Below are 26,253 nucleotides of genomic sequence, written 5' to 3' on the forward strand. Positions count from 1 at the left end.
TTTCAATCAATCATGTGCCTTATGATGCTCGATTGCTACACGAAGTGACAACTTCTCTTCTTTTTCACCATAATATAGGATTGAACGCCAATCAATTTCTTCACTTTGTTCTGTTGCATTTTCTATCTTTTCACTTTTTTCTTCAACCAAAAGCCAATTCAAGAAATTATTTAAAATATCTTTGACCATATTCATCAGTCCGATATAAGATATCGTTGCCCACAAAGCGGCAACCGTATTAAATCCTGCAAAGAGTGCATTCGGCCAATTGCCATCCTGATAAGATGTCAAACAGGTCAACACTGAATAAACAATAATCGCAATTGGCGCAAAAACATACCAACCATGTACAGAGGTTCTATTATCAACTTTTGGTGTTCTAGCAAAGGGAATTTTTTTATTCGTCAAACCTTGCTGGATTGATTTAAAGACGCCTGCCAAGTTAACGGGTAATAAGAGTAAATTAAAGCCATAGATACCGAAAACATCTAACCGCTTATAGCGCAAATACTTCAAATCACTCGCCATTGCCATAAAATAAGGAATCGCAGAAAGGAGAATAAAGAGACTCAGTAATTTTGAGTCAAAGGGATAAATTAATAGAAAGAGTAGGCCAAAACTTGCCCAGGCCACGGAACACATATAGTTCACTCGGATCAAAAATTCCAAGCGTCTCATCGGCTTACCTTCTCGTTTCAGTTGTTTTCTAGCGGATAGTAATTTAGGTAAAATCAGCAAGCCACCATTGGCCCAACGCCCCCTTTGAATCACTAAAGACCCAAAATCTGGTGGTGTTGCGCTATAACTTAGTCTTTCCGGATAATTATATAAACGCCACCCTTTTCGACGCAAGTCAATACTTGACTCCGTATCCTCAATAACTGTTCTATCTTGGATAAAGCGTTGGAAAACAAAGCCATGAATGTCATCGACTTCAGCAATTTCTTCTAATGCTTTCTTGCGAATCACAGCATTAGCACCTACCCAAAAAGTGGCTTCAAAATGTGTGCTACCTTGATGCAGTAAATGTTGGATATCTGTCGTTGAACCGGTAATTCTTTCGATTCGCGTTGGCGAACCACGGAAAGAAGAATAAGGTGTTTGTGTCACCGCTATTTGCTCATTTTGCTTTTGATCCATTAAATAGACCAACCGCAAACAATACTCCATCAATAAAATCGAATCCGCATCAAGCGTTAAAATATACTCACTATCTGGTACTTCTAAACCAAAAGATTCATTTTCTTGAACAGGTAATAAAACTTTATTATTTGCTATTTTTTCAACCTTATATTTCCCACCCATTAAATTGATGTAGGAATTGAGATTCATCGCCTTATTGGCTTCATGAGAAAGCGACAGATAGTCTTTTCTTTGAAAAAAACTGATGTTAAACGTAAAAATCCAAATTAAACGGCAATGCAATTGATGAATCCGTTCATAGCTCATTGCAGCTTCTTCTGAAATCGCCTTATTAATGGCACTTGACGTCAAATACAAATTATCTGCTAAAGCTTTTATCACTTTATCAACAAAAAAATGATCGACATGATCAGCTGCCTTTTCAGAATTTGCAAGCGCCATTAACCAGTCAGCAGCCCACTCATATTCCTGCACTAATTTTTGAGTCGCTTCAAAGCCATGGTCAACTTGAGACTTCTTTTTGCTCTTTTTCTTATTTTCAAACGACCGCAATGACTGCTTAAACCGTTGACTTGGTCCTTCAAAACGTTTGCTAATATCTAAGACAGCCGCTTTCGTGCTTTCTAACTTGTCTATCGCTTCTTGATGACCAGATTTTGGTTTATCATCAAGTAAAAGCACAATATGAATATCTGGATATTCTTGAAGCACAGCCGATAATAAGGTTTGACGAATGACTTTAATCTCTTCATCATAAGAAGGCACTAGCACCATCATTTTAGGTTGTCTTTTTGAAAAATGAGCTTCCATATTTTGACGTGGCACTCTCGTATGCTGCTCAAACCTTTTCAAAGCCCCTTCTCTTTCAATTAAATACATCAAGGCAGAAAAATCAAGGAGGGTAACGATTACAATATAGAGAATCGTTTCAACAGCAGATCTGAAATTTGGCGTCACTTCAATCATCTGTTTATAGACTGTTGAGGAAACATAACATACCCAAAAAAGCAGCGTAACCACGATAAAAATACGATTGATACTCAATTTTCGATTGTTTTCTTTCATGTGTCTAACGGGCAGAGCAAATAAATCTTTTTCTGTCCCAAATTGTCTTTTTCTAACTGTCACTTGCATTACTCCCTATAAAAAATTCAATTATTCAATCGAATATGACAACATTCTTTAACTAATACCAACTACTCAGTTAGTATTTTCAAATCGCTAACACGACCTATCGTGAATTTCATAAAGCTAAAAACAACACATTTATTCCAAAAAATCCCCCTCCTTTTTAACGACAGTTTTTAAACAACTTGTACGTACAAGTTGTTTAAAAACAAGTGTATCACAAATGTGTCAATAAAACAAACATTTTTTTCATTTTATTAAAAGTATTGTGGTTTCTATGTCAAAAATAAAAGTATCAAACCCGTAAAAATCATGATTTTTACGGGTTTTTTCTTACAAAAAAAGCGCTTCTAACTACTTCCTGTAGTCAAAAGAGCTTATTTTATTTATTGCCAATATCTTGGTCGTTGTTTTTCATAAGCTGTAATCAATTCCTCATACTGCAAAGTAATCCCGATATCATCAAGTCCATTAACAAGCTTGCGTTTCCATTCTGCATCAATCTCAAACATAAACTCACCTTTTGAGGTTTTGATGACTTGATTGGGTAAATCAATTTCAATCATTTCATCCGGCGATAAACCTGCTAGAATTTCACGAGTCTCTAAAGGCTGCACAATCGGTAAAATCCCGTTTTTCAGCTCATTATTATAGTGAATATCTGAAAATGAGCCTGCAATAACAGCACGAAAACCATAATCTTTAATCGCCCAAGCTGCGTGTTCACGAGATGATCCAGAGCCAAAATTATCCCCTGAAATCAAAATCGTTGCCTGTCGATATTCTGGATGATTGAGGACAAAGTCAGGATTTTCAGCCTCTCCATCACTCAGATAACGCCATTCAAAAAACATATTTTTGCCAAAGCCTGTTTTATCCGTTGCCTTCAAAAACTGTTTGGGGATGATTTGATCCGTATCGATATTATCATTCATCAAGGGCACGGTGGTGCCTGTATAAACAGTAAATTTTTCCATTAAGCCAGCACCTCCCGTGCATCTACAAATTTGCCATTGATGGCCGCCAATGCCGCCATGGCTGGACTACAAAGGTGTGTCCTTGCACCATAGCCTTGACGCCCCTCAAAATTACGATTTGACGTTGAGGCACAGTGAACCCCCTCAGGTACATGGTCAGGATTCATGCCCAAACACATAGAACAACCTGGCTCGCGCCATTCAAATCCTGCATCGGTGAAAATTTTATCCAAACCAAGCGTTTCGGCTGCTTTTTTAACAGGACGACTGCCCGGCACGACAATCGCCGTCAGTTTGTCAGAAATTTTATGCCCCTTGACAATCTCAGCCGCCAGCTGTAAATCGCTGAGACGGGCATTGGTACAAGACCCGATAAAAACATATCCTAAATCAATATCACTTGGCTTGCCACCTGGTGTTAATGCCATGTATTGATAGGCACGTTCATCATTGAAATCTTTGATTTCTGGGAAAGTTTCTGTAAATTCAATCCCCATTTCTGGGTTAGTCCCCCAAGTGACCATCGGTGCAAGTTTTGAGACATCAATCGTGATGATTTTATCATAAACTGCGTTCTCATCAGACGGTAAAGTCTGCCAGTCTGCAATCGCTGCTGCCATGTCTTTCGGTGCAAATTCACGACCAGTCACATAATCATAAGTTTTTTGGTCAGGATTCATCAGCCCCATTTTCGAGCCAAATTCAATGGCCATGTTACAAATCGTCATGCGTTCTTCCATCTCAAGCGCCGCAATCGCTTCCCCTGTAAATTCGACGGCATAGCCCACCCCTGCATCAACACCATATTTGGCAATCAGCGCTAAAATAAAGTCTTTCGAGTAAACACCGTTGGCAGGTTTACCAACAAACTCGACCTTCATTTGCTTGGGTTTGACTTGCCATAAAGTCTGTGTCGCAAAAACATGCTCAACTTCACTCGTCCCAATCCCGAAAGCAATCGCACCGAATGCGCCGTTGGTTGCCGTATGTGAATCCCCACAAACGATGACCTTACCAGGCTGCGCATTGCCTGTCTCAGGCCCCACCATATGCACAATCCCTTGACGGTCTGAGCCATGTGTCGCGGCATCAATGCCAAATTCTTGAACATTGCGCGCCAGCGTATCAATCTGATTTTTAGAAATCAAATCTGAGATATTGAAAATGTCAACCGTTGGCACATTATGATCAGTTGTGCCAAACGTTAAATCTGGCCGACGTACCTTGCGCCCAGCTTCGCGTAACCCTTGAAAGGCTTGCGGGCTGGTCACCTCATGAATCATATGAAAATCTACATAAAGGAGCTGTGGTTCACCCACTTCGCCCGTAATCACATGGCGCTCCCAAAGCTTATCAAATATTGTTTGTCCCATATCTACTCCTTATCCTAACGCAATATCATTTGTTTTTTAATCTAAATATGATAACCAGAACATCCACTATAAGGCCCAGCCACCAAACGATTTGAAAATACCATTTCCTTGTTTTATGGTGGCAAATATGTGCTGAAACAATCGCACCAATCCCGCCAAAACAAAACGCCAAAAGCAATAAAGTCTTTTCACTAATCCGCCAGAGCCCACGCTGGGCACGACGTTTGTCTTCGGCATAGAGACCGAAAACCACTAAATTCCAGAGGATCAATGATCCAAGTAAGATTTTTGTCATCATAAATTAGCAATAATCGCTGCTGTCATCTCTGACAAACTCGCTGTCCCTCCCAAATCTTTGGTCAACACACCCTCTAACAGAGTTTTATTGACCGCATTTTCAATGTACTGAGCCCCTGCTGTTTCGTTAAAGCTTTCCCGCAACATCATGGCAACGGACAAAATCATCGAGATGGGGTTGGCAATGCCTAACCCTGCAATGTCAGGCGCTGAGCCGTGGATTGGTTCATAAAGGCTAGGACCATTGTCCGAATGAGAGGCAGATGGCATCACACCTAAAGTTCCCGGCAGCACACTGGATTCATCCGACAGAATGTCGCCAAAGAGATTTTCGGTGACGATGACGTCAAAGTCACTCGGATTGGTAATCATCTTCATGGCGAGACTATCGACGAGGGCATGCTCCAAAATAACATCTGGGTAACTTTTTGCGACATCATCAGCGACGATACGCCAGAGTTTAGAGGTCGCAAGCACGTTTTGCTTATCGACCGAGGTCACTTTCTTACCGCGACCACGCGCCATCTCAAAAGCGATTTTGATAATCCGCTCAATTTCTTCATAGCTATAGTCATTGACATCACGCGCACTGCGTTCTTTCAAGGTATGCTCACCAAAGTAGATCCCGCCCGTCAATTCACGGACGACGACAAAGTCGACACCCTCAATAATTTCAGGTTTCAAGGGCGATAGATGTTTAAGCGCCTCAAAAATTTGCACCGGTCGGATATTGGCAAACAGCCCCAGTTCTTGACGCAAGGCGAGCAAGCCCTGCTCTGGTCGAATAGCCGCATCGTTGTACTGCGGACCGCCAATGGCTGCGAGAAGTATGGCATCTGCTGCTTTTGCTGCGGTCAAAGTTTTTTCTGGTAGCGGATGACCCGCAGCATCAATGGCTGCACCACCAAAATGCTTGGCTTCGACTGTATAGTCAAACTTAATTTTAGGTGCAACAGCTGCTAAAACCTCAAGACCCGCTGCCATGATTTCTGGCCCAATCCCATCACCTGCTAAGGTTACAATTTTCTTTGTCATTTTTTCATTCTTTCTATTCCTGGCAATCTACTTAATCCTCTGGATCCTCTGGATTAGCCTTTTCAGAAATTTTCTTGGTAATAATGCCCGCATTTTCACGTTGCACCAAAGTATTAGCATTGGCATAAGCAATCGCACTGGCACGTAAAACGTCAAAATCAAGACCACTGGCATTGAAGATTGTGCCGGTGTCATTATTTTCAACGGTCACATGGACTTCTGCCTGCGCATCAATCCCTTCCGTCACGGCAATAATGTTGTAACTGTCTAGTTTCACAGATTGATTGAAGAATTGGTCAATGGCGTTAAAAATTGCTTCTACCGATCCACTACCATTGGCAGTCGTTTCGATGATTTCTTGACCTTCATTTCTCAAGCTGATGGTCACCGTCTGTGTACCATCGTCATTAGATCTAATCGCAAGGTTATCAAACTGAAAGCCTTCTGGATTTTCAACCGTTGTCCCAGCGACTAAGGCGCGAATATCTGCATCTGTAATCTCGTTTTTCTTATCAGCCAGCACCTTGAATTTAGAGAAGAGTTCCTTCATCTCAGCATCTGTTACCTCATCAAAGCCAAGTTCTTGGAGTTTCGTAATAAAAGCATGACGACCTGAAAGTTTACCGAGCGGTAGTGAATTTTTCTTAACGCCGACTAGTTCAGGTGTGATAATTTCATAGGTTTCAGGATTTTTAAGGACGCCATCTTGATGAATGCCGGATTCATGAGCAAAGGCGTTGCCACCAATAACTGCCTTATTTTTAGGGACTGGAATGCCTGAGAAACGTGAGACAAGCTCAGATGTTGCAAAGGTTTCATTGAGGACAATATCTGATGTCGCTTGGTAATAAATCTCACGAATTTTAAGCGCAACCGCGACTTCTTCAAGTGCCACATTGCCCGCCCGTTCGCCGATACCATTGACCGTCCCTTCGACACGTCCCGCACCAGCTTTAATCGCCGCTAACGTATTGGCTGTCGCCATCCCAAGGTCATCATGGCAATGGGGACTGAAGACGATGTCACGGTCAGATGTCACATTATCAATCAAAAATTTGAAAGTCTCATAGTATTCAGTCGGTGTGGTGTAGCCGACTGTATCTGGGATATTGATGTAGGTTGCGCCCGCGTCCACCGCTGTTTGAACCGCTTTGAGCAGGAAGTCTTTTTCTGTCCGCGTCGCATCTTCTGGTGAAAATTCAACAATCTCAACCAGACTTCTAGCATAGGTGACATGTTCCGTAATTGAAGCAATGACTTCATCTGGTGTTTTTTTTAGCTTGTACTGCATATGCACAGGACTGGTTGCAATAAAGACGTGGATTTGTGGATATTTGGCATTTTTCAAGGCGTCAAAAGCTGCATCAATATCTGATTTGACAGCACGCGCCAGTCCAGTGACTGCCGTTTTGGTCAAGGTATTCGCGATCTCTTTAACCGCTTCAAATGAATCAGGGCTAGCAGCTGGAAACCCTGCTTCAATCGCTGAGATGCCCCATTTTTCTAATTGTTTAGCAATCGCCACTTTTTCTTTGATCGAAAAATTAACGCCGGGTGTTTGTTCACCATCACGAAGACTGGTGTCTAGAAATTCAATTTTACGCATAGTATTCTCCAATTTTGATATTTTTTATAAAAGAAAAGCGTCTCACTTATTAAGCAAGACGCTGAACCTGTCCCACTTGATGAATGAACGCCAAACAGGACACAACAATAAGAGAAACCTCTTAGCGTGTGCCCTTCACCAACAATCGCAAGTTTGTGTTTGTCGTTTTCATTCAATCAACCGTAGACCCTTTCTTATTTTATTCTAGTTTACCGTTTCATGTTGACTTTGTCAAGAAAAAAGCGGAAAAATTTCGAATTGTTAGACAATTTATATATCATTTCGTGAAAATAATAGTAATAAAAAGAACTTCTATTTAGACATAAAATAGAAGTTCTTTGTGTCAAACATTTTTATTTCCCTGGGTAAACATCTTCAGAGAACCATTTTTCAGAGATTTTTTGGAATTCTCCGTCTGCATGGAGTGCTTTAAAAGCTTTGTTGATGTTGTCAACCAATTTTTTATCTGATTTGCGGGCACCAACTGCAAAATTTTCTGAGCTATAACCCGTTTTGAGAATATTGTAATCCTTAATCTCACCATTTTTAGTCAGATAATAATCAGCATAAACATTGTCAATCAGCAAACCATCAATGCGATCAGCTTTCAAATCAAGTAGCGCTGAGTCGAAATCATCATATAAAGTCGCATCATTGTCTTTGACAATATCCATGAGAATTTTAGGCTGTTTGGTAAAGGCGTCATAGCCAGAAGAACCCGTTTGAGCCCCCAAGGCTTTATTTTTCATCTCCGCAACCTTATCAATTTTACTTGATTTTTTAGTCACGAGCACTTGCTCATTTTTCATGTAAGGATTGGTAAACAGCACCTTTTTCTCACGTTCTGTCGTCACCGAATAACCATTCCAAATCAGATCAATCGACCCGTTTTCTAATTCAGTTTCTTTCATGTCCCAATCAATCGGTTGCATTGTCACTTTAACCCCGTACTTTTTGAAAACAGCGTCAGCGAGGTCAATATCAAAGCCGACATTTTTGCCTTCTTTATCCTTGAAGCCCATGGGTACAAAGGTGTTGTCAAAGCCGATAACGACTTCTTTTTTATCTTTAATCTCAGCCCAACTATCCTTAGCTTCTTTTTTACCACAGGCTGCCAATGTCACAAAGGTTGTTAAAACAGCTACTATTCCTAAAAACTTTTTCAGTTGCATTTGTATTTCTCCTATTTGTTTGTTTAGCTCAACACCTATCAGTCTACTTTAGCATTGACCTTGATAATGGTATCAGCGATTTTTTCAGCAAAATCCATATCGTGGGTGACAACGATTTGTGTCATCCCCAATTTTTTATTTTCCAAAATGAGATTAGCCACTTGATCACGCAAGGCTGGATCAAGGGCTGAGGTCGGCTCATCATAGCCAATGATTTTAGGGTCAATCATCATGGCGCGCGCCAAGGCAACCCGCTGTTTTTGCCCACCTGATAAACTAAAAGGATAGGCATTTTTTTGCTCGATGACTGCCAAATTGGTCAACAATTCTTCAGCTTTGGCAATCGCAACCTCTCTGGAGATTGACATCGTTTTCATGGGTGAAAGCACCAGATTTTCAAGCACCGTCATATGAGGAAAAAGCTGGAAATCTTGGAAGACAAAGCCCAGTAGATTACGTGTAATCAAAGCATCTAATGCGACAGTTTCACCATCAAAAATGACTTGCCCCGCATCAATCGTTTCTAACCCTGCCAGCATTCTGAGTAGCGTTGTCTTGCCACCACCTGAGGGACCCGCAATCGCAACCACTTCGCCACTCGTGATGGTCAAATCAAAGCCATCAAAAATCACTTTGTCGCCAAATTTTTTGGTAATATTTTTTAATTCTAGCATCTGATCTCCTATTTATAGTAATCAAAACCTTGTTCAATTTTCTTCGATAGAATGGTCAAGATACCAATGAAAATCAAATAAATCAAAGCAGCCATCATGATTGGCACTAATGAGACATCACGGCTCATGGCAATTTTGCCTGCCCGCAATAAGTCGCCCAGTCCAACCACATAAATCAAGGAAGAATCTTTAACAAGCGTGATGATTTCATTAAAGACTGACGGCAAAACAATTTTCATCACTTGTGGCATTTGAATATAACGAATCGTCTGCCACTTGCTGAGTTTTAACACCTTTGCTGCTTCCAATTGACCATTGGGCACGGCCTTAATCCCGCCTCGGAAGATTTCGGCAAAATAAGCCGCATAATTCAATGTGAAAGCCAGCAAGGCTGCTGGAAAGCGTGGCAAGGTTGGGCCAACCATGGGGAGGGCATAAAAAATGATAATCAGCTGTACCAAGAGTGGCGTGCCGCGCATGATCCAAACATAGAGGTTGACGAACCATTTGACAACCGGAATCCGTAGCAAGAACGCCATAACCATGCCGAGGGGAATGGCTAAAATGAGCGTTAAAATAAAGACGAGGACTGTCAATTTCAGACCATCTAATAATTGGGGTAAAATTTCTATAACGTAAGACATATTCTCTCCATTGTGTAATATATTCAATTATAGCATGATTTCTGAAAATTGTGACAGAGTTTCTGATTTATCCTCAAAATAGGTCTTTTTTTTAGAAAAACAAGTTGGATTATGATAGAATAGAAACTATGAAAACTAAAAATAATTCTCTATGGCTAATTCTCATGGTTGCTGCTTTTGCAGTTATCACGATTGGATTGGTCTTTATCGCAAACAAACCTAGCAAAGAGTCTACAACTCCAGCTACTAGCCAAGCTGCCGGTCAAACTAAAAACGAGATGCAAGTCTTTACTAAACTTGCCAAAGCGAAAAAATTTGACGCAGCGAAAGTAAAAGAGCTCAAAGTTGAAGAGCTCAAAGCTGGCACAGGTGACGTTGTCGCTGAGACAGACACAATCAAAGCCAACTACACAGGTTGGAATGCTAAAGGTGTGATTTTTGACTCAACTAAAAAATCAAAAGATGCAGCTTTAGCACCGATTGAATTCCCATTATCAGGCGTTATTTCTGGTTGGACAAAAGGTTTAGCTGGTAAAAAAGTAGGCGGCGTCTACAAATTGACAATCCCAGCAGACATGGCTTATGGTAATCAAGCACCAACAGCTGAAGCATCAGGCCCACTCGAATTCGTCGTTGAAATTATTTCTAAAAAATAAGGATTGACGTCGTTCAAAACAAAATTTAAAAATCTCCTAGCAAGATTGAATTGCTAGGAGATTTTTTGTCCGCATCACTTATTTTCAACAAGTAGGTAACATTTTATGACCTGATTTTCTTTCAATAAAACTGATTTCTTTTTTAGTAGTTGGGATGACAATAATTTCTGAAGTTTTTAATTTATCAACTATTCGCATTAAAGCTACTCCTAAACAAATCCCTGCCAAACAATGGTGATAGAGCTTTAAAATCAGAGGATGCAGAAACTGGATTATCCTCTTTTTTTGTTTATGCTATCAACAACCTTATCTACGGTAAAAGCTTCTATAAAATATGACGACTATCAAAAATACAATCTTCCAAAAATCTGATGGATAGTTGATATGTCTGGATATAAAAACAGTTATCGAAATGATTATTAGCAGAATAACTGCTTTGCTAACAGGTGTTTTCCCCGTGATATTTTTTCCGTTATACTGTCTTCCGTAGTGCGTTACAGTACGAGAGAAGAAGTTATAATCAAACCACCAACCAGAGCTAGTTTTTAAAGATATCCTTAAATATTATTCCAACCTTTTAACCTGTTTCATACTACCTGCAAAATATGCTAGGCACACAACGCATAAAGAAATACAGCATTCCCACCAAGTCCATTTGCAAAATACAGTGAGCCCCAATATGATGAAAAGACAAATAGCCAGTATAGCATCTTTAGGTCCAATCGGTAAATTTGTGTACATAGTCTTTTATCCTCTATACCCACCAGGATTAGCTATTCCGCCAATTCCACCTGCAATGCCATTAACTAAGTTATGACCAATAGCAGTAGCAGTCTGTCCCCAATTGACCCAACAATGATTTTTATCGCAATTTAAACCATTCCCACCAGGAATGACTCTTCTTGATTGAATAAAATAGTTGCTATCATATTGAACAGCGTTTTCTTCTTCAATGTCTGTTAATGTTATTTGTACTTGAGTTTCGTTGGAGATAACATCATCGGCATGTACATCTGTTCCTGTGTAAAGAAAAATCCCCAACGTCATAACAAGAGCTACAGCTAAGTAAATAAACTTAGAATACTTTAAATTTTGAGTTTCCATAAACGAATAATACCTTCTTATATTCATATTAGTGCAGTTAGCTACTGCCAAAGCCCAAGTTCTAAACTTGGAATGTATGCTGTAGATTAGTACTTACCTCTAATCGCCTAGACGATTTTGGAAAGACTCTAACTACAGCTTTTTGTTAAATTGGTAATCAGTTTGATAACGCTCAGACGTTTTATATCGAATAAGAATACAAGACAAAAAGCGAGTGAGTCTAACAACAGCTACACAATCAAAATAGATATGGAGACTATCATTATGACACTTTACGTTGGGATTGACGTCGCTAAAACAAACATGACTTAGCTATCTTGGGAGAACGTGGTGAGATTATAACCTGACACTTCCAACTCGTTAACTCGTGTCAAGGATTCAAAGCAAGGATTCAAAGCCTTGAAAGAACATTTAGAACAACTTAATCAACCAACACCTAACATTTGTATCGCTTGAAATCTTACTTTATTCTTAACTTTTAATATAGTTTGTCTTTCCTTTTCTGATAATTAAATAAAATGCCACTCATAAGCTCTCACTTACTGCAATAGATTAGAAACAAAAACTAGCTAGTTAGAAAAATTTTTCTTGTTCCCCATATAAGTCGTTCGAACTAACTTACAAAATCAATTTTATCATACCAAAAACATTAAATTTAAAAAGTTGTGAATCTGCAACACTTTAGTTCCAAGTGTTGCGAATTCACAACTTCGCTCTAATATTTTAAAGAGAAAGAACGAGAAAACTATGCTACATTTTTCTTAGTGTATCATATTTCTCTAGTAAGTTGCTTATTACGAATTAATTAGCAATATTTTTCAATCTCCATGGCAAATCGATTAGCCATGCCAGTTGCACCTAATTTTTTCAACATGTCAATATCACTCTGAACTTCTTTCAAAAGCTCAGAGTTTTTTTCTTTTTTATATTGCGAAAATTTCTTAAAAATATGTAGCGAAATTTTTTCCTCTATATCCCATTCTGTTAATAGATTATTAATTTCTTTTTCAATTCGCTCAGCTCGTCTGTAATAGCCTTTAAAAATCAGATAAACATAGAGATTTATCGCTGTTTTTTTTACAATTTTTCCATTGAAAGCAATGATTTGAGATAATTCCTGACTTGCTAACATATCTTGTCCTAGATCATAAATTTCGTCATCATCTAAAATCTCTAAACATCTACCCAAAATTTTGACTTCGAAAAATGTCCATTGCGGTATGCTTAATAAATATTTTTCGAGAAATTTTTTCTCAGCAGTTGTTATCAAATTCTCCTGAGATATATCAAGTATGGCTGATTTAGCTAGGATATTGAAGATTTTTTCCATTTTCAATCTAGCCTTTGGCTTTATCAAAGCTTTTAAGCCCTCTATGTCGCCTACCATGACATATGCTCTTATCTTTTTATTAAATACACAATATTGACTTGGCTCTATTGACATCAAAGCAACAAATTCACTTGCGGTCATATTAAGCCCATTTATCGCTGCTAAAAATCTGTCAGCTGAAAGCATACTTTCCCCACTTTCAAAACGAGATAACTGCGATTTATCAAGATAACTACTAGACATTGCAACATCAGAGAGCGTATAGCCTCGTTCTTCTCGAACTTGCTTATAATATGCGCCAATTTCTTGTGTTTCTACCACTTTTTTTGACATCTTTTCCCTACCTCTATAAGTTCAACAGTGTGTAAAATCAAATAAAATAACGATTAAAAACATTTCCCCCTTTAAATTATACTGTTTTTATAGCTTGTTATCAATTATGTTTTAACGATATAAAAAAACACTGAAAGAAAGTTCATCTCAGTGTTCTTTAAAGTATTTTAATCATAAAAGATAAACAATGCCACACGAATCTTTCGTCAGAAGAAATGAATAAAAATCCCAGCGATAGAAAAGTAGATAAAGACGCTAGTCAAATCTGACATGGTTGAAATAAATGGACCTGAGGCAACAGCAGGGTCAAAGCCTAAGCGATCCATAGCAACCGGAATCAAAGAACCTGCCAGATTTGCCACCGTAATGGCACAAAACATGGCGACACCAACTGCAAGACCAAGCATCATGTTACCTTTCCAGAGACTGACGACGATAAAGATTGTCAAGCCAGTCACGGCACCTGTCACAAGACCCGTCGCTATTTCCGCCAAAATCAAGCCAAAAAATGAGCGATTGGCATCATCATTGATTGAAATTCTGCGGACTGAGACCGCAAGAGATTGCGTACCAGCATTACCGGCTGTTCCGGTAATCAGACTGATAAAAATCGCCAGGACGGAAGCCTTGCTGACCAAACCGTCAAAATGGTCAATCAAACTCGCCGTTCCCATTCCCAAAAAGAGGAGGGCGACCAGCCAAGGCAGGCGTTTTGCCGCAGACTGAATCGGGTTTTGATTGACATTGTCAGTATTAACGCCGGCCAAACCTGAGTAGTCACTTTGCGCTTCGTCGTCGATAACGTCAATGATGTCATCGACCGTCACAATTCCCAGCATGATATTATCATGACTCACAACTGGCAGCGCCAACAAGTCATAGTCCCGAAAGTAACGGGCAACCCGCTCCTGCGGTTCATCAACATCCACCTTGATGATGTGTTCATTGACAATATCTGAAATCAGCGTGTCATCATGAGAAATCAAGAGACTTCGCAAGGAAATCACGCCCAGAAGTTGCTTGTCATTGTCCAAGACATAGACATAGTAAATCGTTTCGGCATCTTCGGCTGTCGCTTTGATGACTGTCATGGCTGAGCTGACGGTTTGATTGGCGACGACCGCGACAAATTCTGTTGTCATCAAAGAGCCGGCTGTTTCCTCATCATAATGCATGAGGTTACGAATCTCCGTCACATTTTCAGGCGCCATCTGTGAAAAGATAGCTCTGCGTTCACGTTTGTTCAGATTCGTTAAGATGTCCGCAGCATTATCTGACGACATCTCATCAAACATAGCTGACAAGTACTCAGGCGCAATTTCCTGAAGATAAGGCTTAATATCAACCGCATCAAAATCAATATTCTCAAAAATCTCTGATAATTCTTGAGGGGATAAGATGCTGTAGAGTTCTAAACGCTCATCATCTGTAAAATCAAGATAAAACTGCGTTTGATCATAGATATGGTGATCCAAAAAAGCTTCTCGAAACGCTCGAATCTCATTATGATTTAGGAGTTCCTGCAAATTTTCGAAAACATCTTGTGTTATTACATCTTCATTGTTCATTTGTCTGAAAAACTCCTTTCTGCGATTTCATTTCTTGAAGTCTTGAAACTTGACATCCGCTTTCGCTCCTGCCAAGTGGGTTCATTCATCATTTATCCATCAAAAAATCCGTACATCACCATAAGTTGATTTACAGATTTTCATCTTTTGTACACACACCTATCGTTGAACTTTAGCACTATACAACGTAAGAAAACTTCTAGCTACATTGCCCTTCACGAGCACATCTATTTAACCAGATTAGCGTCTCTAGACATTTCGAGGCTGTACCATATTTCCAGTATAGGAGCTACATCTAACAATGATTTTTATTTGAAACAAAGCATATTTGACTATACTCTGAAAATTGGTAGTCCCTTATTGTCTTATTCTACTACACTTGTTACCACTTTATTGTATCATTTTCTATTCTGCTTGGCTAGATATTTATGATGAGAAAAATTTTTTACTGAAGTAAAATATGTTTTCTGATTCTATACATGATAATTTTTTTGAACCGAAAAATAACCATTAGCAACAAGTTCTGAAGTTTTATCACAACTCATCAATAAAATATTTACCAGCTCCAATCAATACTGAATTGATTGACTGATTAAAGCTATCAACTGCTTTTAAAATACTATCTTTCGCTTCTTCTTCACTCACACCGACGGTTTGGTAGGCATAATTAATAGCTCTAGTACATGAGATAATGGCACCCAATCCTTTTTCGTTAAATGCTGCCTCCAATAATTTAATATCACCTCCTTGATAGCCAATTCCGGGTACTAAAAATAAACTATTGGGCAATATTTCTCTGAATCTAGCCAAGTCTTTCGCGTATGTCGCACCAATAACTGCGCCAACATCTGAAAAGCCGTATTTGCCAATCGGATTTGAGCAGCTATTAATATAATCACAAACTAATTCTGAAATACACTTCCCATTATTTTCAATAATTTGATCCTGAAGTTCTCCTGAAGAAGGATTACTTGTTTTGACTAAAATAATAGTTCCTTTATCATTACCACTACTTAAATCAACAAATGGATCTAACCCATCACTTCCCAAATAAGGATTTACAGTCACAGCATCTACCGCTACAGATGACATCCATTCATCCTCAGTACTTTTATAGAAGGCCTCCGCATATGCTTGTGATGTCGTGCCTATATCCCCTCTTTTAGCATCCGCAATGACAAGCAACCCTCGTTTTTGGGCATATTCTACTGTTTGCCAAAAAGCTGCCACGCCAAAATGATCATATTTTTCATAATAAGCCAGTTGTGGTTTTACTACTGGGACTTTATCAGCAATAGTATCTATGATCAGTTTATTAAATTCAAAAATAGCATAGCCAGCACCTTCGGGCGTTTTACCATACATTTTTTCTGCTCTTTCCAGAAGGACACTTGGAAACTTGTCCAAGATAGGGTCTAACCCAACACAAAGATGTGATTTTGTTCTAATCACTCGTTCCATATACTTATCTGCAAACATGATTTCTCCTCTTTCATTTCTTGAATTTTACTTTAAATCCTATATTTTTTAATCTCCATTGACATCACTTCTACTAAAAATAACTAATACGATTAAAATCACACAGACATTATTCATAATATAAGCCCAGTCAGCACCTATTTTTGAGGCTAGAAAACCAGAATAGGTCACACCAAGCGGAACAGAAAATCCAGAAATAAAACTCAAAAGTGCAAAAACACGACCTTGATAACCTACAGGTACCACACTTTGAAAATAAGAAGTCATCGGAACGTTGATGAGTATCGTGATAAAACCGATGACAAATTCTAGTGCTAAAAACAGGGAAAAGAAAAGAAATCTTGCTTGACCTTGAAAAACAACCGACAACAAACCCATGACGACCATCACGCTCGAATTAACAATAAATAATTTTGAGAGAAAATGTCGTGAATTGCTTTCAGATTTTTTGGCTAAATAGACTCCTGACAAAATAACTCCTAGCGTATAAATAACTAAAAGTAAACCGAAAAATTGTGATGAAATATGATATTTTTGAATCACAATTCCTGGAAAAATGACTTCTTCTTGATTCGCCACAAAAAAATTCAAGGCAGATGCCAAAAGGTAAAAATTCCGAACGCCTTTGTGTGCCTTGACAAATCGCAAGCCTTCTTTAAAATTGCCAATAAAGCCAACAGCATCGTTTACCTCTTTATCACTATTGACCTGATAACTCATTTGTGACAGAACAAAACTGGCAATTAAATACATCATGGCGCATAGTAGGGCGACAAATTTGAAACCAAAAAAACCATAAATGACAGTTGATAACATGGGGGCACCGAAAGTAGCAATGTTGTCCCAAACAGATTTAAGACCATTGTATTTTTCAAGTTGATTTTTGGGCACAATTTCTGTAAATAAAACCTTAGTGGCAAGCTCAACTGTTACTGCAAGTAAGCTCATCAAGGCTGAAATCATCCCAATCACGATGAATGGTCTAAAGCCCAATAGCAAAATCAAAAATTCTAGCGCTGTTAGTATGAGTAAGCCTAATAAACTAAACATAGCGACTTTTTTCTTTGACTGCTTTTCAATCCACACGCCAATAACTGGCATCAAAAACATCTGTGGCAGCATGGCACACGTAAAAAATAGTCCTGAAATAGCAAGCGAATTCGTCAGTTTCAAGATAAATAATGGCAGTACCACTGGATACATCGCTCTTGCAAATTCGCTAAAAATGCGAGAGAGAAACAGTATCTTTAGATTTTTAGACATTTTGTATTTCCTTCAGATACAATAACTTTAACGCATATGATAGTTTTTATGACAAATTCAAAAATAAATGGCTTTAAATGAGATAGACGACATACTTAGCACACACGTAACAATCTGATTATATAACACTTTCCATCTATTAGCAAGCGCTTCCTGCCATAAAGACCGTCATTTGTCATATTTTAAATTCAAAGGTATTGCTACCAATAATCTTCAAAACTTAAAAAGGACCTCTCATCATGAGAAATCCTTTTATTTAATATCATTTTATCAACGCTTATCTGTCACACCTTATCCAGTAGCACCTGCATATCCTGAGGCAAGGGAGACGCTAAGCAAAGTTCCTCATCTGTAAATGGATGTCTAAAACTCAGAAAATGACAATGCAAGGCTTGGCGTGCAATCTTATCCCGCTTGCCACCATACAAATCATCTCCCAATAGCGGCGCGCCCAAATGTGAAAAATGAACCCTAATCTGATGCGTCCGACCCGTATGGAGCTGAATATCCACCAGGGTAAAATGCGCCTGTGACTGGATAATCTCATAAGACGTATGGGCAAATTTAGCCGTTGGATGCTCGCTATCGACCACTGCCCGTTCAATAATCGAGCCATCCTTCCGACCAATCGGTACTTGAATATCAGCCGATTGGTCAAGCTGATTGGAGGTGTGAACCAAGGCAAAATATCGCTTGGTCACCCCTTTTTGCTGCAACATTTTATCCAATACACTATGAGCGTAACCATGTTTCGCAAAAAGCATAAGGCCTGACGTATCTTTATCTAGTCGCGTGACGACATGGACTTTTTGATTGTCATAGCCTTGTGCTTTTAAATAACCTGCCACATAATTACTCATGGTGCTATCTGGATAATTGACGCCCGTAACACTGGCAATCCCTGCTGGCTTATCCAACACGAGAAAATGGTCATCTTCATAAACAATGGTTAAGGGCATTTCTTGCTGTTTCAAGGTCACTGTCGCTGTTTCCGATGGGATATGAATAGTGACCTTATCTCCCTCAGAGACATGATAAATGGCGTTTTGTTTGACACCATTGACCTGCAAATCCCCGCCAGCAAATTTGATTTTAGCCAGTAGATGCTTTGAAATGCCATGTTGCTTGAGAAATGTTTTGAGTAGGATACCGTTTTGATTGGCAGCCACTAAAAAGTCAAATCTCATTTGACTTCACCAATGAATGAATTTTTGACGCGGTGCCAAAAGCCAGTATGCCCCCCATTAACAAAGGAAATCTCTCCGCCGTCCAGACTATAGGTCACAGAAGCGATTTGATCATAAAAATACTCTAGCTGATCCACCGTTAATAAATAGTCATCAGCATTTTCCAGCTCAATGGTGACGGTATCTTTTTCAGCGATAATCATGGGCGCGCCAAGTGTTCGGTAGACCAAATTATTCAGTGAAGCAACCTCCGTCACTTGAAAGGCATGGACACGCGGGTGCATGACAGCACCACCAATTGATTTATTATAGGCCGTTGAGCCAGTTGGTGTCGAAACTGACAGACCGTCGCCACGGAATTTTTCAAATAGAAAGTCTGAAATCTTGACATCTGCGACCAGCGTTTTTGATACCCGTTTAATGACCGACTCATTTAAGGCGAGATGCGTCTTGAGGCGACCATCTGTAAAATGGATTTGCACTTTCAAGAGTTGATATTTAAAAGCTTCTTCAGGTTTCTCGTTTTGAATGGCTTCAACGACTTGCGTCAACTCATGCTCTTGAAAATCTGCATAAAAACCCAGATGGCCTGTGTGAACCCCGATAAATCTCACTGTATCTAACTGCGCTTCATAGTAATGGAGCGCAGCTAATAAAGTCCCATCGCCACCGACTGAAATGATAATTTCGGGATTTTTTTCATCAAAAATAAAGCCTGCCGCCAAACACAATTTTTCCAATTCTGTCGCAATCATTTGCGTTTTTTTATAGGTATTTTTAACGATCCAAATCTTTTTACCAGTTGTGTTCTTCATCAAAATCATCCCGATTTTCTACACCATCATCAACTTTATGCCGTGATGGATTAAACAAAAGCTGTGCTTCCTGAATTTCTTCGCGAATGGTACTCATTTCTTCATCCAAGGCATAGGCAATTTTCGCCGTCACAGCCAAACGGTTGCGCAGCTCCTCAGGAAAAGCGCCTTGATATTTGTAATTGAGCGAGTGTTCAATCGTCGCCCAAAAATTCATGGCCAAGGTCCGAATTTGAATTTCTGCCAAAATATTTTTTCTGCCATCAACCATTTCAACTGGATACTCGATAATCACATGGTAACTGCGATAGCCAGATTCCTTTTGATGGTTGATATAATCCCGTTCCTGAACGATTTTAAAATCCTTGCGCTGACGGAGCAAGTTTAACACTTCTTCTACATCTTCCACAAACTGCACCATCACGCGCACACCTGCAATATCTTGCATTTCTGTGATATTTTCAGGTGTAAACCCACGCAAGCGTGCCTTGTTTTTGATGGATTCAGCAGGTTTCACACGCCCCGTCACAAATTCAATCGGCGAATGACGATTTTGCTTTTGATATTGTTTACGCGCACCGCGCAGCTTGATTTTGAGTTCACCGACCGCTTGAATATAGGGATCGAGAAAAGCTTCCCAGTTAAATTTATCTGTCATATGTGGTCTAGATCGCGCATTTTTACAAGTCACAGCTTAAAGACTACTAGCTCTAAGTCTCCCTAGCGGTAAAAATTTGCTATCTCTCCTTTTTTTCAGTACAATAAAATCAATAATTACAACCTATTCTACCATAAAAAAAGAGGATTTTCTATGCAAACCAATCTTGAGATTGAATACAAAACCTTGCTCAGCCTGTCTGAATTTGATCAGCTGAGTAAACGGTTTAGCCACATTACACCAGTCCGCCAGACCAATCATTACTTTGATACGCCTGACCTGCAACTCCGAGGGAATAAACTGTCCCTGCGCATTCGCACATTTGATGATGATGCCGAAATGACACTCAAAATCCCACAAAAAGTGGGGAATTTAGAACATAATATTGCCTTGACGTCTGAAGAAGCCTATGCCATTTTAGACCTGAAAAAACTCCCGCAAAATGGCATCAATATTCAAAGCATTCTTGAGCTTTTAAAAGGCTATGCAATTGACCTCGCTGCGATTTCTGTTTTAGGTTCTCTAACCACAACCCGTCGTGAATATGAAACGACTATCGGGCTCATGGCACTGGATAAAAATGAGTATTCAGGCAAAGTAGACTATGAACTGGAATTAGAAGTGGCCGATGCCCCAAGCGGGGAAAAGCATTTCAATCATTTCTTGAAAGATAATCAGATTGAATACCGTTATGCCCGCAGTAAAGTCGTTAGATTTTTAGAGTCTATCGGCAAGATGCCTTAATTTTTTAAAATAACATAAAAATATACCCATTCTTCCCAAAACCCTTTAATACCAATGAAGTAATCGTTTTCAGTCACATTTTCCGTAGCAAATTACTTTAGTCTCAACCAATATTTTGGTAGAATAGTATTAAGAAACATCGGAAAATTTTTTTCAGATGCCAGACTATTCAGAAACTCAGGTATAATCATGACGAGTGAAATCCAACACTACTTTACACTTTTTAATGATAGCTTCAACCATTTCGAAACTGGCGAGCATGATTGGTTTTTAAACCCCGTCGTGACGCCAACCGCCATCAGAGACATTCGAGATGCTTACCAACTGACCAAGGATGTGGCCACCTACAACGCCGTCCTTGACCGAGTTTATAAGGCTACCCTTGACTTTATGACTGTCAGTTTTGCAGGACGTCAAACAGGACGCCGCTTCCTCTTAGTACTTCAAGCTGAAATGGTAAGAAAAACGCCACTTGATTATAACAATCAAGTCCTCTGCAACATCTTACACCAGCTCAACTTCAAAGTCTCTGACTTTGTTAAACAGTTCCCCTTTGCTAGAGCTAGCTTAGTTCGTAGTCAACGTGATTTTCATTCAGAAAAACTAAGTACTTTACCGACAACTTTCATTTACTTTGAAGATGATGCCGTTAAAATTGAGCATCTCCCGCAGAGTCAAATCTTTGCCTATCTCAATCAAAAAAGCAGCTGAATTTTAAAGTTCAACTGCTTTTTGATTTTCTTGATTTTTAGCTGCTTGGACAGTCTCTTGGAAAGCACTTGAAAAATCCCGATTCAGATGATCAAATTCTGAAACCTTGACCGCCTTAACAAAATGCAAAGCCATAAGTTTAGGCACAAGCGTCTCAAGCGTCGCCGTATCCACATATAATAGCGCATAACGCACTTTCTTACTGCTATAACCCAGATCGCCAAACCGGCTCAATTGGCGCACATATTTATAACTGCTATAATACACATAAATCGCCGTCCGCCCCACAATCTCGAGTGGCGGAATTGCCTTTTTTTCAAACTCAGTGGTGATGTCTACCATGGTGACCGCCTTTCTTTAGGGGAAGATTTTCGTCGACAACGATTGCATCAGAAACCACGTTAGAAATGGCTTTAGCCAACTCCGAAAGCCTCGTCTGCACATCATTTTCCGCTAATTTCAGCTGGTAAATGGTGTCAGTCATTAAGATTTCCTGCTGCAAAGCACGAATTTCGGGTCGATAGGTGATGTAGGCTCTGTTTTCTTCTAAGGTCTGTAATTTTTGCTGTAGGTCAGCGTCGGATTCAAAGGCCAGTTTTCGTGCCTTAAAATCAGCTACCACATCCAACTTCATGAACGTAGCTGCCACCCTATCTGCCAAGTCATCTAATTCTATTATTTTTTCATCAATTATCAACATTAGGTCTATTATATCAAAAATTAAAGCTTCTGACCAACCCTCAAAAAAAGCCTAAGCGATTAAGCTCAGGCTTCTGTCAGAGTTGCTTATTTCAAGTCATTACGGTTCATGATTTCATCAATGAAGCCATATTCTAAGGTTTCTTCTGCTGACATCCAACGGTCACGTTCGGCATCTTTATGGACTTTATTGACCGTTTGACCAGAGTTATCTGCCAAGATTTTTTCCAATGTTTTACGCGTTCTTGACAAGTGGTCTGCAACAATTTGCATATCTGTTTGTTGCGTACCACCACCAGTACCGCCCATTGGTTGGTGAATCAAATATTCAGCATTTGGCAGCATGAAACGTTTCCCTTTGGCTCCTGAAGACGCAATAATCGTGCCCATAGATGCCGCAACACCCATGACAATGGTCTGAACATCCGATTTGATGAAATTCATGGTATCGACAATGGCAAGACCAGCAGAAACTGAGCCACCTGGTGAATTGATATAGAGATAAATATCTTTTGTTGAATCTTGGGCATCTAAGAATAAAAGTTGGGCAATGACGGCATTGGCCATATTATCTTCAACTTCACCTGTCAGCATAATGATTCTGTCTTTCAAAAGACGTGAGTAAATATCATACGCGCGTTCACCGCGGCTTGATTGTTCAATGACTGTAGGAATGAGTGCCATGTGAGTAACTCCTTTATTTTCTTTTTGTAACTCCTATTATAGCGCATTGGTCAAAAATGGTCAAAGATTTAGACCACAAAACTTTATCTGCGCTTTACTGCTTCTAATTATAGCAAAAGTCAGACTATTTTTCTGAAACAAAGTCAGTCATCCCCCTCAAATGCCTGCTCCCGCAATTTTGCCAACCGATTCTCCCGCTTTTTAGTCAAATCACGGACAGCGCCACGTGGGATGATGTCTTCATAAGTGACCTGACTTTGCGCTGTCTGACCATCAAATTGTTTCAAATACTCCATGACTTCACGCACAATCGCAGTTGGTGTCGAGGCACCTGCAGTCACGGCGACTGTCGCCTCCTCTGACAACTCAGTCAACCATTCTGGTTTGATTTCGGAAACATCTGCCACCCGATGAGCTGGTACACCCGCCTGATTGCGGGACACTTCTGCTAAACGGTTGGTGTTATTTGAGCGCGGATCGCCAACGACGATTGTCAAATCACAGCCAACTGCTTGCTCAGCGACAGCTTCTTGGCGCTCAGACGTGGCTTGACAAATATCGCTATGCTCGACGACTTGCGGAAATTTCTCATGCACCGCTGCCATAATATCTGACACATCCCACATGCTCATGGTCGTCTGATTGGTCATGAAAATTTTGCCAGTCAGCTCAAGCGCCTCTAAATCTTGTAAGTTAGACAAGAGATGGATACGGTCTGGGTCAATGCCCAGCACGCCTTCTGGTTCTGGGTGGCCTTTCTTGCCGATATAGATGATTTCATAGCCATCTGCCAAACGTTCCCTGACGATTTCATGCGTAATCAAAACATCCGGACAACTGGCATCAACTACCGTTAAGCCTTTTTCAGCGGCTCGCTGTCTCACGGCGTCTGAAATACCATGCGCTGTAAAAATCACTGTCCCATGGTCAATAGTTTCTAAAATCGCTAGGCGATTTTCGCCGTCTATCGTCTGCACCCCAATTTTTTCAAAACTTTCCGTGACATGGTGGTTATGCACAATCATCCCTAGAATATAAATAGGGCGCGGTAAATCTGGACTCTTGGCGACATTCTTGGCGATAACCATAGCGTCAATAACACCATAACAATAGCCCATCGGCGTGATATGTTTGATCTTCATAAATTTTTTTTATACCCGTTTTCGTTTTTTGATAAGCCGAAAATTTTTTTAAGCTGTATAATAGTATTATAAACTATTTACTAACATTTTGGAGGACACGGATATGTCAAAAATTTACGACAATATTACAGATTTGATTGGCGGGACACCCATCGTCAAATTGCGTCATGTTGACGAAGACTCGGCTGATGTTTACGTCAAGCTAGAAGCCTTTAACCCTGGTGGCTCTGTCAAGGACCGTATTGCCCTGAACATGATTCGTGCCGCCGAAGCTGACGGCTCGCTCAAACCCGGCGGTACTATTGTTGAACCGACTTCTGGGAATACTGGGATTGGGCTGGCATTCGTTGGTGCGGCACTTGGCTATAAAGTCATCATCGTCCTCCCTGAAACCTTCTCTATCGAACGTCGTCGCCTCATTCAGGCTTACGGCGCAGAGCTCGTCTTGACCCCCGCTGCTGGCGGCATGGGTGCTGCCATTGCTAAAGCCAAAGAACTAGCTGAAGACAATGGCTACTTTTTACCGCTGCAATTTGAAAATCCAGCCAATCCACGCATTCATGAAGAAACAACGGGGCCTGAAATTATCGCCGCCTTTGGCGAACATGGTTTAGATGCCTTTGTGGCAGGTGCTGGCACTGGCGGCACGGTGTCTGGTGTATCACATGTCCTCAAAAAAGCTAATCCGACTATCGGAATCTATGTTGTAGAAGCTGATGAATCCGCGGTTTTCTCTGGTGAAAAACCTGGTCCACATAAAATCCAAGGCATCTCACCGGGCTTTATTCCCGGTACACTTGATACGAAATCTTATGATGAGATTATCCGCGTGACCTCTGATGATGCCATCGCAACGGGTCGTGCCATCGGTGGTCAAGAAGGGTTCCTCCTTGGTATTTCTGGTGGAGCTGCTGTTTACGCAGCCAAACAAGTCGCCAAAAAACTCGGTAAAGGTAAAAAAGTCCTCGCTGTCGCACCTGATAACGGCGAACGTTATCTGTCTACTTTCCTTTATGATTTTGGGGAATAAACTCTGCAATCTTTCCTAATCAAAAAACGCCTTATTTGGCGTTTTTTTGTTTGTCTACACGATTTAAAACTGACCGTAAGCACGTATCAAAAAAAGAATATCAACTGTGATATTCTTTTAGACTACTTTGATTGATTTATTTAGCTGTTGCGTAAAGTTCGTTGACTTTATCCCAGTTGACAAGTTCAAAGAATGCTGCGATGTAGTCAGGACGAACATTATGGTATTTAAGATAGTAAGCATGTTCCCAAACATCCAAACCAAGGACAGGTGTTTCACCATCTGTAATCGGATTGTCTTGATTGGCTGTTGATGTGACTTTAAGCTCACCATTGGCATCCACTACCAACCATGCCCAACCGCTACCGAAACGACCAGTTGCGGCTGTTTTGAAGACTTCTTTGAAAGCATCAAAGTCACCAAATTTAGCAGCGATGGCGTCACCGATTGCACCAGTTGGCACACCACCAGCATTTGGTGCCAAGATTTCCCAGAAGAAACTATGGTTGACATGACCACCACCATTGTTTTGAACAGCAGTACGGATGTCATCAGGAACTGAAGCCAAATTTTTAACGAGTTCAAGCGCTGATTTGTCAGCCAATTCAGGATGTTTGTCAAGCGCTGCGTTCAAGTTTGCGACATAAGTTGCATGGTGTTTATCATGGTGCAATTTCATCGTTGCTTCATCGAAAAATGGTTCGAGTGCATCATATGCGTAAGGTAGTTCTGGAAGTGTGTGTGCCATGTTGGTACCTCTTTCTTTGATTTGATGAGATTTGTTATACCCTTATTCTACTC

General features: G+C 40.1%; 26 protein-coding genes and 1 riboswitch. Of the genes, 4 read left to right on the forward strand and 22 right to left on the reverse strand.

The features are described 5' to 3' along the window. Positions 1-6: 6 nt before the first annotated feature. The 9 genes from RsY01_RS02620 to RsY01_RS02660 all read right to left on the reverse strand — a co-directional run bounded on the left by RsY01_RS02620 (position 7) and on the right by RsY01_RS02660 (position 10,049). Positions 7-2,271, reverse strand: coding sequence for a glycosyltransferase family 2 protein (locus RsY01_RS02620; protein WP_202971652.1), 2,265 nt, complete (start codon positions 2,269-2,271; stop codon positions 7-9). A 386-nt stretch (positions 2,272-2,657) separates the two neighbouring features. Next, positions 2,658-3,248: a 3-isopropylmalate dehydratase small subunit gene (gene leuD, locus RsY01_RS02625; protein ID WP_094784006.1), complete on the reverse strand. Its 591-nt coding sequence runs from the start codon at positions 3,246-3,248 to the stop codon at positions 2,658-2,660. Next, positions 3,248-4,621, reverse strand: coding sequence for a 3-isopropylmalate dehydratase large subunit (leuC, locus tag RsY01_RS02630; protein ID WP_094784007.1), 1,374 nt, complete (start codon positions 4,619-4,621; stop codon positions 3,248-3,250). Before leuC ends, leuD begins: the two co-directional genes overlap by 1 nt. 25 nt (positions 4,622-4,646) lie before the next feature. Further along, the gene (locus RsY01_RS02635) at positions 4,647-4,916 is read right to left on the reverse strand and encodes a DUF1294 domain-containing protein (RefSeq protein ID WP_094784231.1); all 270 of its coding nucleotides are present in this window, start codon (positions 4,914-4,916) and stop codon (positions 4,647-4,649) included. Further along, complete coding sequence (leuB, locus tag RsY01_RS02640) at positions 4,916-5,953, reverse strand: 3-isopropylmalate dehydrogenase (protein WP_094784008.1); 1,038 nt, start codon at positions 5,951-5,953, stop codon at positions 4,916-4,918. Before leuB ends, RsY01_RS02635 begins: the two co-directional genes overlap by 1 nt. Before the next feature lie 31 nt (positions 5,954-5,984). Beyond that, positions 5,985-7,559: a 2-isopropylmalate synthase gene (locus RsY01_RS02645; RefSeq protein ID WP_094784009.1), complete on the reverse strand. Its 1,575-nt coding sequence runs from the start codon at positions 7,557-7,559 to the stop codon at positions 5,985-5,987. A 353-nt stretch (positions 7,560-7,912) separates the two neighbouring features. Then, on the reverse strand, positions 7,913-8,731 hold the full coding sequence (locus RsY01_RS02650) for an amino acid ABC transporter substrate-binding protein (protein WP_094784010.1): 819 nt from the start codon (positions 8,729-8,731) through the stop codon (positions 7,913-7,915). Between the two features lie 38 nt (positions 8,732-8,769). Beyond that, positions 8,770-9,405, reverse strand: coding sequence for an amino acid ABC transporter ATP-binding protein (locus RsY01_RS02655; RefSeq protein ID WP_094784011.1), 636 nt, complete (start codon positions 9,403-9,405; stop codon positions 8,770-8,772). Between the two features lie 8 nt (positions 9,406-9,413). Then, positions 9,414-10,049, reverse strand: coding sequence for an amino acid ABC transporter permease (locus tag RsY01_RS02660; protein ID WP_094784012.1), 636 nt, complete (start codon positions 10,047-10,049; stop codon positions 9,414-9,416). A 128-nt stretch (positions 10,050-10,177) separates the two neighbouring features. On the opposite strand from RsY01_RS02660, the gene RsY01_RS02665 reads away from it, so the two are divergent. After that, entirely contained in the window at positions 10,178-10,705 is a 528-nt protein-coding gene (locus RsY01_RS02665) for an FKBP-type peptidyl-prolyl cis-trans isomerase (protein WP_094784013.1), read from the forward strand. A gap of 747 nt (positions 10,706-11,452) precedes the next feature. Here the strand turns inward: RsY01_RS02665 and RsY01_RS02670 are convergent. The 8 genes from RsY01_RS02670 to yjbM form a co-directional block, all read right to left on the reverse strand. After that, positions 11,453-11,809 carry a leucocin A/sakacin P family class II bacteriocin gene (locus RsY01_RS02670; RefSeq protein ID WP_094784014.1) on the reverse strand — a complete coding sequence of 119 codons (357 nt, stop codon included), beginning with the start codon at positions 11,807-11,809 and terminating at the stop codon, positions 11,453-11,455. Positions 11,810-12,614: 805 nt separating this feature from the next. After that, positions 12,615-13,472, reverse strand: coding sequence for a helix-turn-helix domain-containing protein (locus RsY01_RS02675; protein WP_094784015.1), 858 nt, complete (start codon positions 13,470-13,472; stop codon positions 12,615-12,617). A 206-nt stretch (positions 13,473-13,678) separates the two neighbouring features. Then, positions 13,679-15,040 (reverse strand): magnesium transporter, encoded by a 1,362-nt coding sequence (mgtE, locus tag RsY01_RS02680; RefSeq protein ID WP_094784016.1) that lies wholly within the window; start codon positions 15,038-15,040, stop codon positions 13,679-13,681. A 150-nt stretch (positions 15,041-15,190) separates the two neighbouring features. Further along, positions 15,191-15,350, reverse strand: a riboswitch (M-box (ykoK) riboswitch). A gap of 224 nt (positions 15,351-15,574) precedes the next feature. Beyond that, complete coding sequence (gene pyrF, locus RsY01_RS02685; RefSeq protein WP_094784017.1) at positions 15,575-16,519, reverse strand: orotidine-5'-phosphate decarboxylase; 945 nt, start codon at positions 16,517-16,519, stop codon at positions 15,575-15,577. A 48-nt stretch (positions 16,520-16,567) separates the two neighbouring features. After that, on the reverse strand, positions 16,568-17,782 hold the full coding sequence (locus tag RsY01_RS02690) for an MFS transporter (RefSeq protein WP_094784018.1): 1,215 nt from the start codon (positions 17,780-17,782) through the stop codon (positions 16,568-16,570). A gap of 284 nt (positions 17,783-18,066) precedes the next feature. Then, positions 18,067-18,969, reverse strand: coding sequence for an RluA family pseudouridine synthase (locus RsY01_RS02695; protein WP_094784019.1), 903 nt, complete (start codon positions 18,967-18,969; stop codon positions 18,067-18,069). Continuing rightward, complete coding sequence (locus tag RsY01_RS02700; protein ID WP_094784232.1) at positions 18,966-19,784, reverse strand: NAD kinase; 819 nt, start codon at positions 19,782-19,784, stop codon at positions 18,966-18,968. The genes RsY01_RS02695 and RsY01_RS02700 overlap by 4 nt, the downstream gene beginning before the upstream one ends. Continuing rightward, on the reverse strand, positions 19,765-20,442 hold the full coding sequence (yjbM, locus tag RsY01_RS02705; RefSeq protein ID WP_094784020.1) for a GTP diphosphokinase: 678 nt from the start codon (positions 20,440-20,442) through the stop codon (positions 19,765-19,767). Before yjbM ends, RsY01_RS02700 begins: the two co-directional genes overlap by 20 nt. Positions 20,443-20,595: 153 nt before the next feature. Here yjbM and RsY01_RS02710 point away from each other — a divergent pair, with 153 nt between their 5' ends. Then, the gene (locus RsY01_RS02710) at positions 20,596-21,186 is read left to right on the forward strand and encodes a CYTH domain-containing protein (RefSeq protein ID WP_094784021.1); all 591 of its coding nucleotides are present in this window, start codon (positions 20,596-20,598) and stop codon (positions 21,184-21,186) included. 189 nt (positions 21,187-21,375) lie between these two features. Continuing rightward, the gene (locus RsY01_RS02715) at positions 21,376-21,897 is read left to right on the forward strand and encodes a DsbA family protein (protein WP_094784022.1); all 522 of its coding nucleotides are present in this window, start codon (positions 21,376-21,378) and stop codon (positions 21,895-21,897) included. Positions 21,898-21,900: 3 nt separating this feature from the next. Here RsY01_RS02715 and RsY01_RS02720 read toward each other — a convergent pair whose 3' ends face one another. The 4 genes from RsY01_RS02720 to RsY01_RS02735 form a co-directional block, all read right to left on the reverse strand. Further along, positions 21,901-22,239, reverse strand: a complete 339-nt coding sequence (locus tag RsY01_RS02720) for a DUF2129 domain-containing protein (protein ID WP_094784023.1) — start codon at positions 22,237-22,239, stop codon at positions 21,901-21,903. Then, positions 22,220-22,597: a hypothetical protein gene (locus RsY01_RS02725; protein WP_094784024.1), complete on the reverse strand. Its 378-nt coding sequence runs from the start codon at positions 22,595-22,597 to the stop codon at positions 22,220-22,222. Before RsY01_RS02725 ends, RsY01_RS02720 begins: the two co-directional genes overlap by 20 nt. Before the next feature lie 86 nt (positions 22,598-22,683). After that, positions 22,684-23,280, reverse strand: a complete 597-nt coding sequence (locus RsY01_RS02730) for an ATP-dependent Clp protease proteolytic subunit (protein WP_061775221.1) — start codon at positions 23,278-23,280, stop codon at positions 22,684-22,686. A gap of 143 nt (positions 23,281-23,423) precedes the next feature. Continuing rightward, positions 23,424-24,422, reverse strand: a complete 999-nt coding sequence (locus RsY01_RS02735; RefSeq protein ID WP_094784025.1) for a 4-hydroxy-3-methylbut-2-enyl diphosphate reductase — start codon at positions 24,420-24,422, stop codon at positions 23,424-23,426. Positions 24,423-24,525: 103 nt separating this feature from the next. On the opposite strand from RsY01_RS02735, the gene cysK reads away from it, so the two are divergent. After that, positions 24,526-25,452: a cysteine synthase A gene (gene cysK / locus RsY01_RS02740; protein ID WP_094784026.1), complete on the forward strand. Its 927-nt coding sequence runs from the start codon at positions 24,526-24,528 to the stop codon at positions 25,450-25,452. A gap of 136 nt (positions 25,453-25,588) precedes the next feature. On the opposite strand, the gene RsY01_RS02745 is transcribed toward cysK, so the two are convergent. Then, positions 25,589-26,200 carry a superoxide dismutase gene (locus RsY01_RS02745; protein ID WP_094784027.1) on the reverse strand — a complete coding sequence of 204 codons (612 nt, stop codon included), beginning with the start codon at positions 26,198-26,200 and terminating at the stop codon, positions 25,589-25,591. Positions 26,201-26,253 lie beyond the last annotated feature (53 nt).

The organism is Pseudolactococcus reticulitermitis (assembly GCF_002260845.1).
Classification (GTDB): Bacteria; Bacillota; Bacilli; order Lactobacillales; family Streptococcaceae; genus Pseudolactococcus; species Pseudolactococcus reticulitermitis.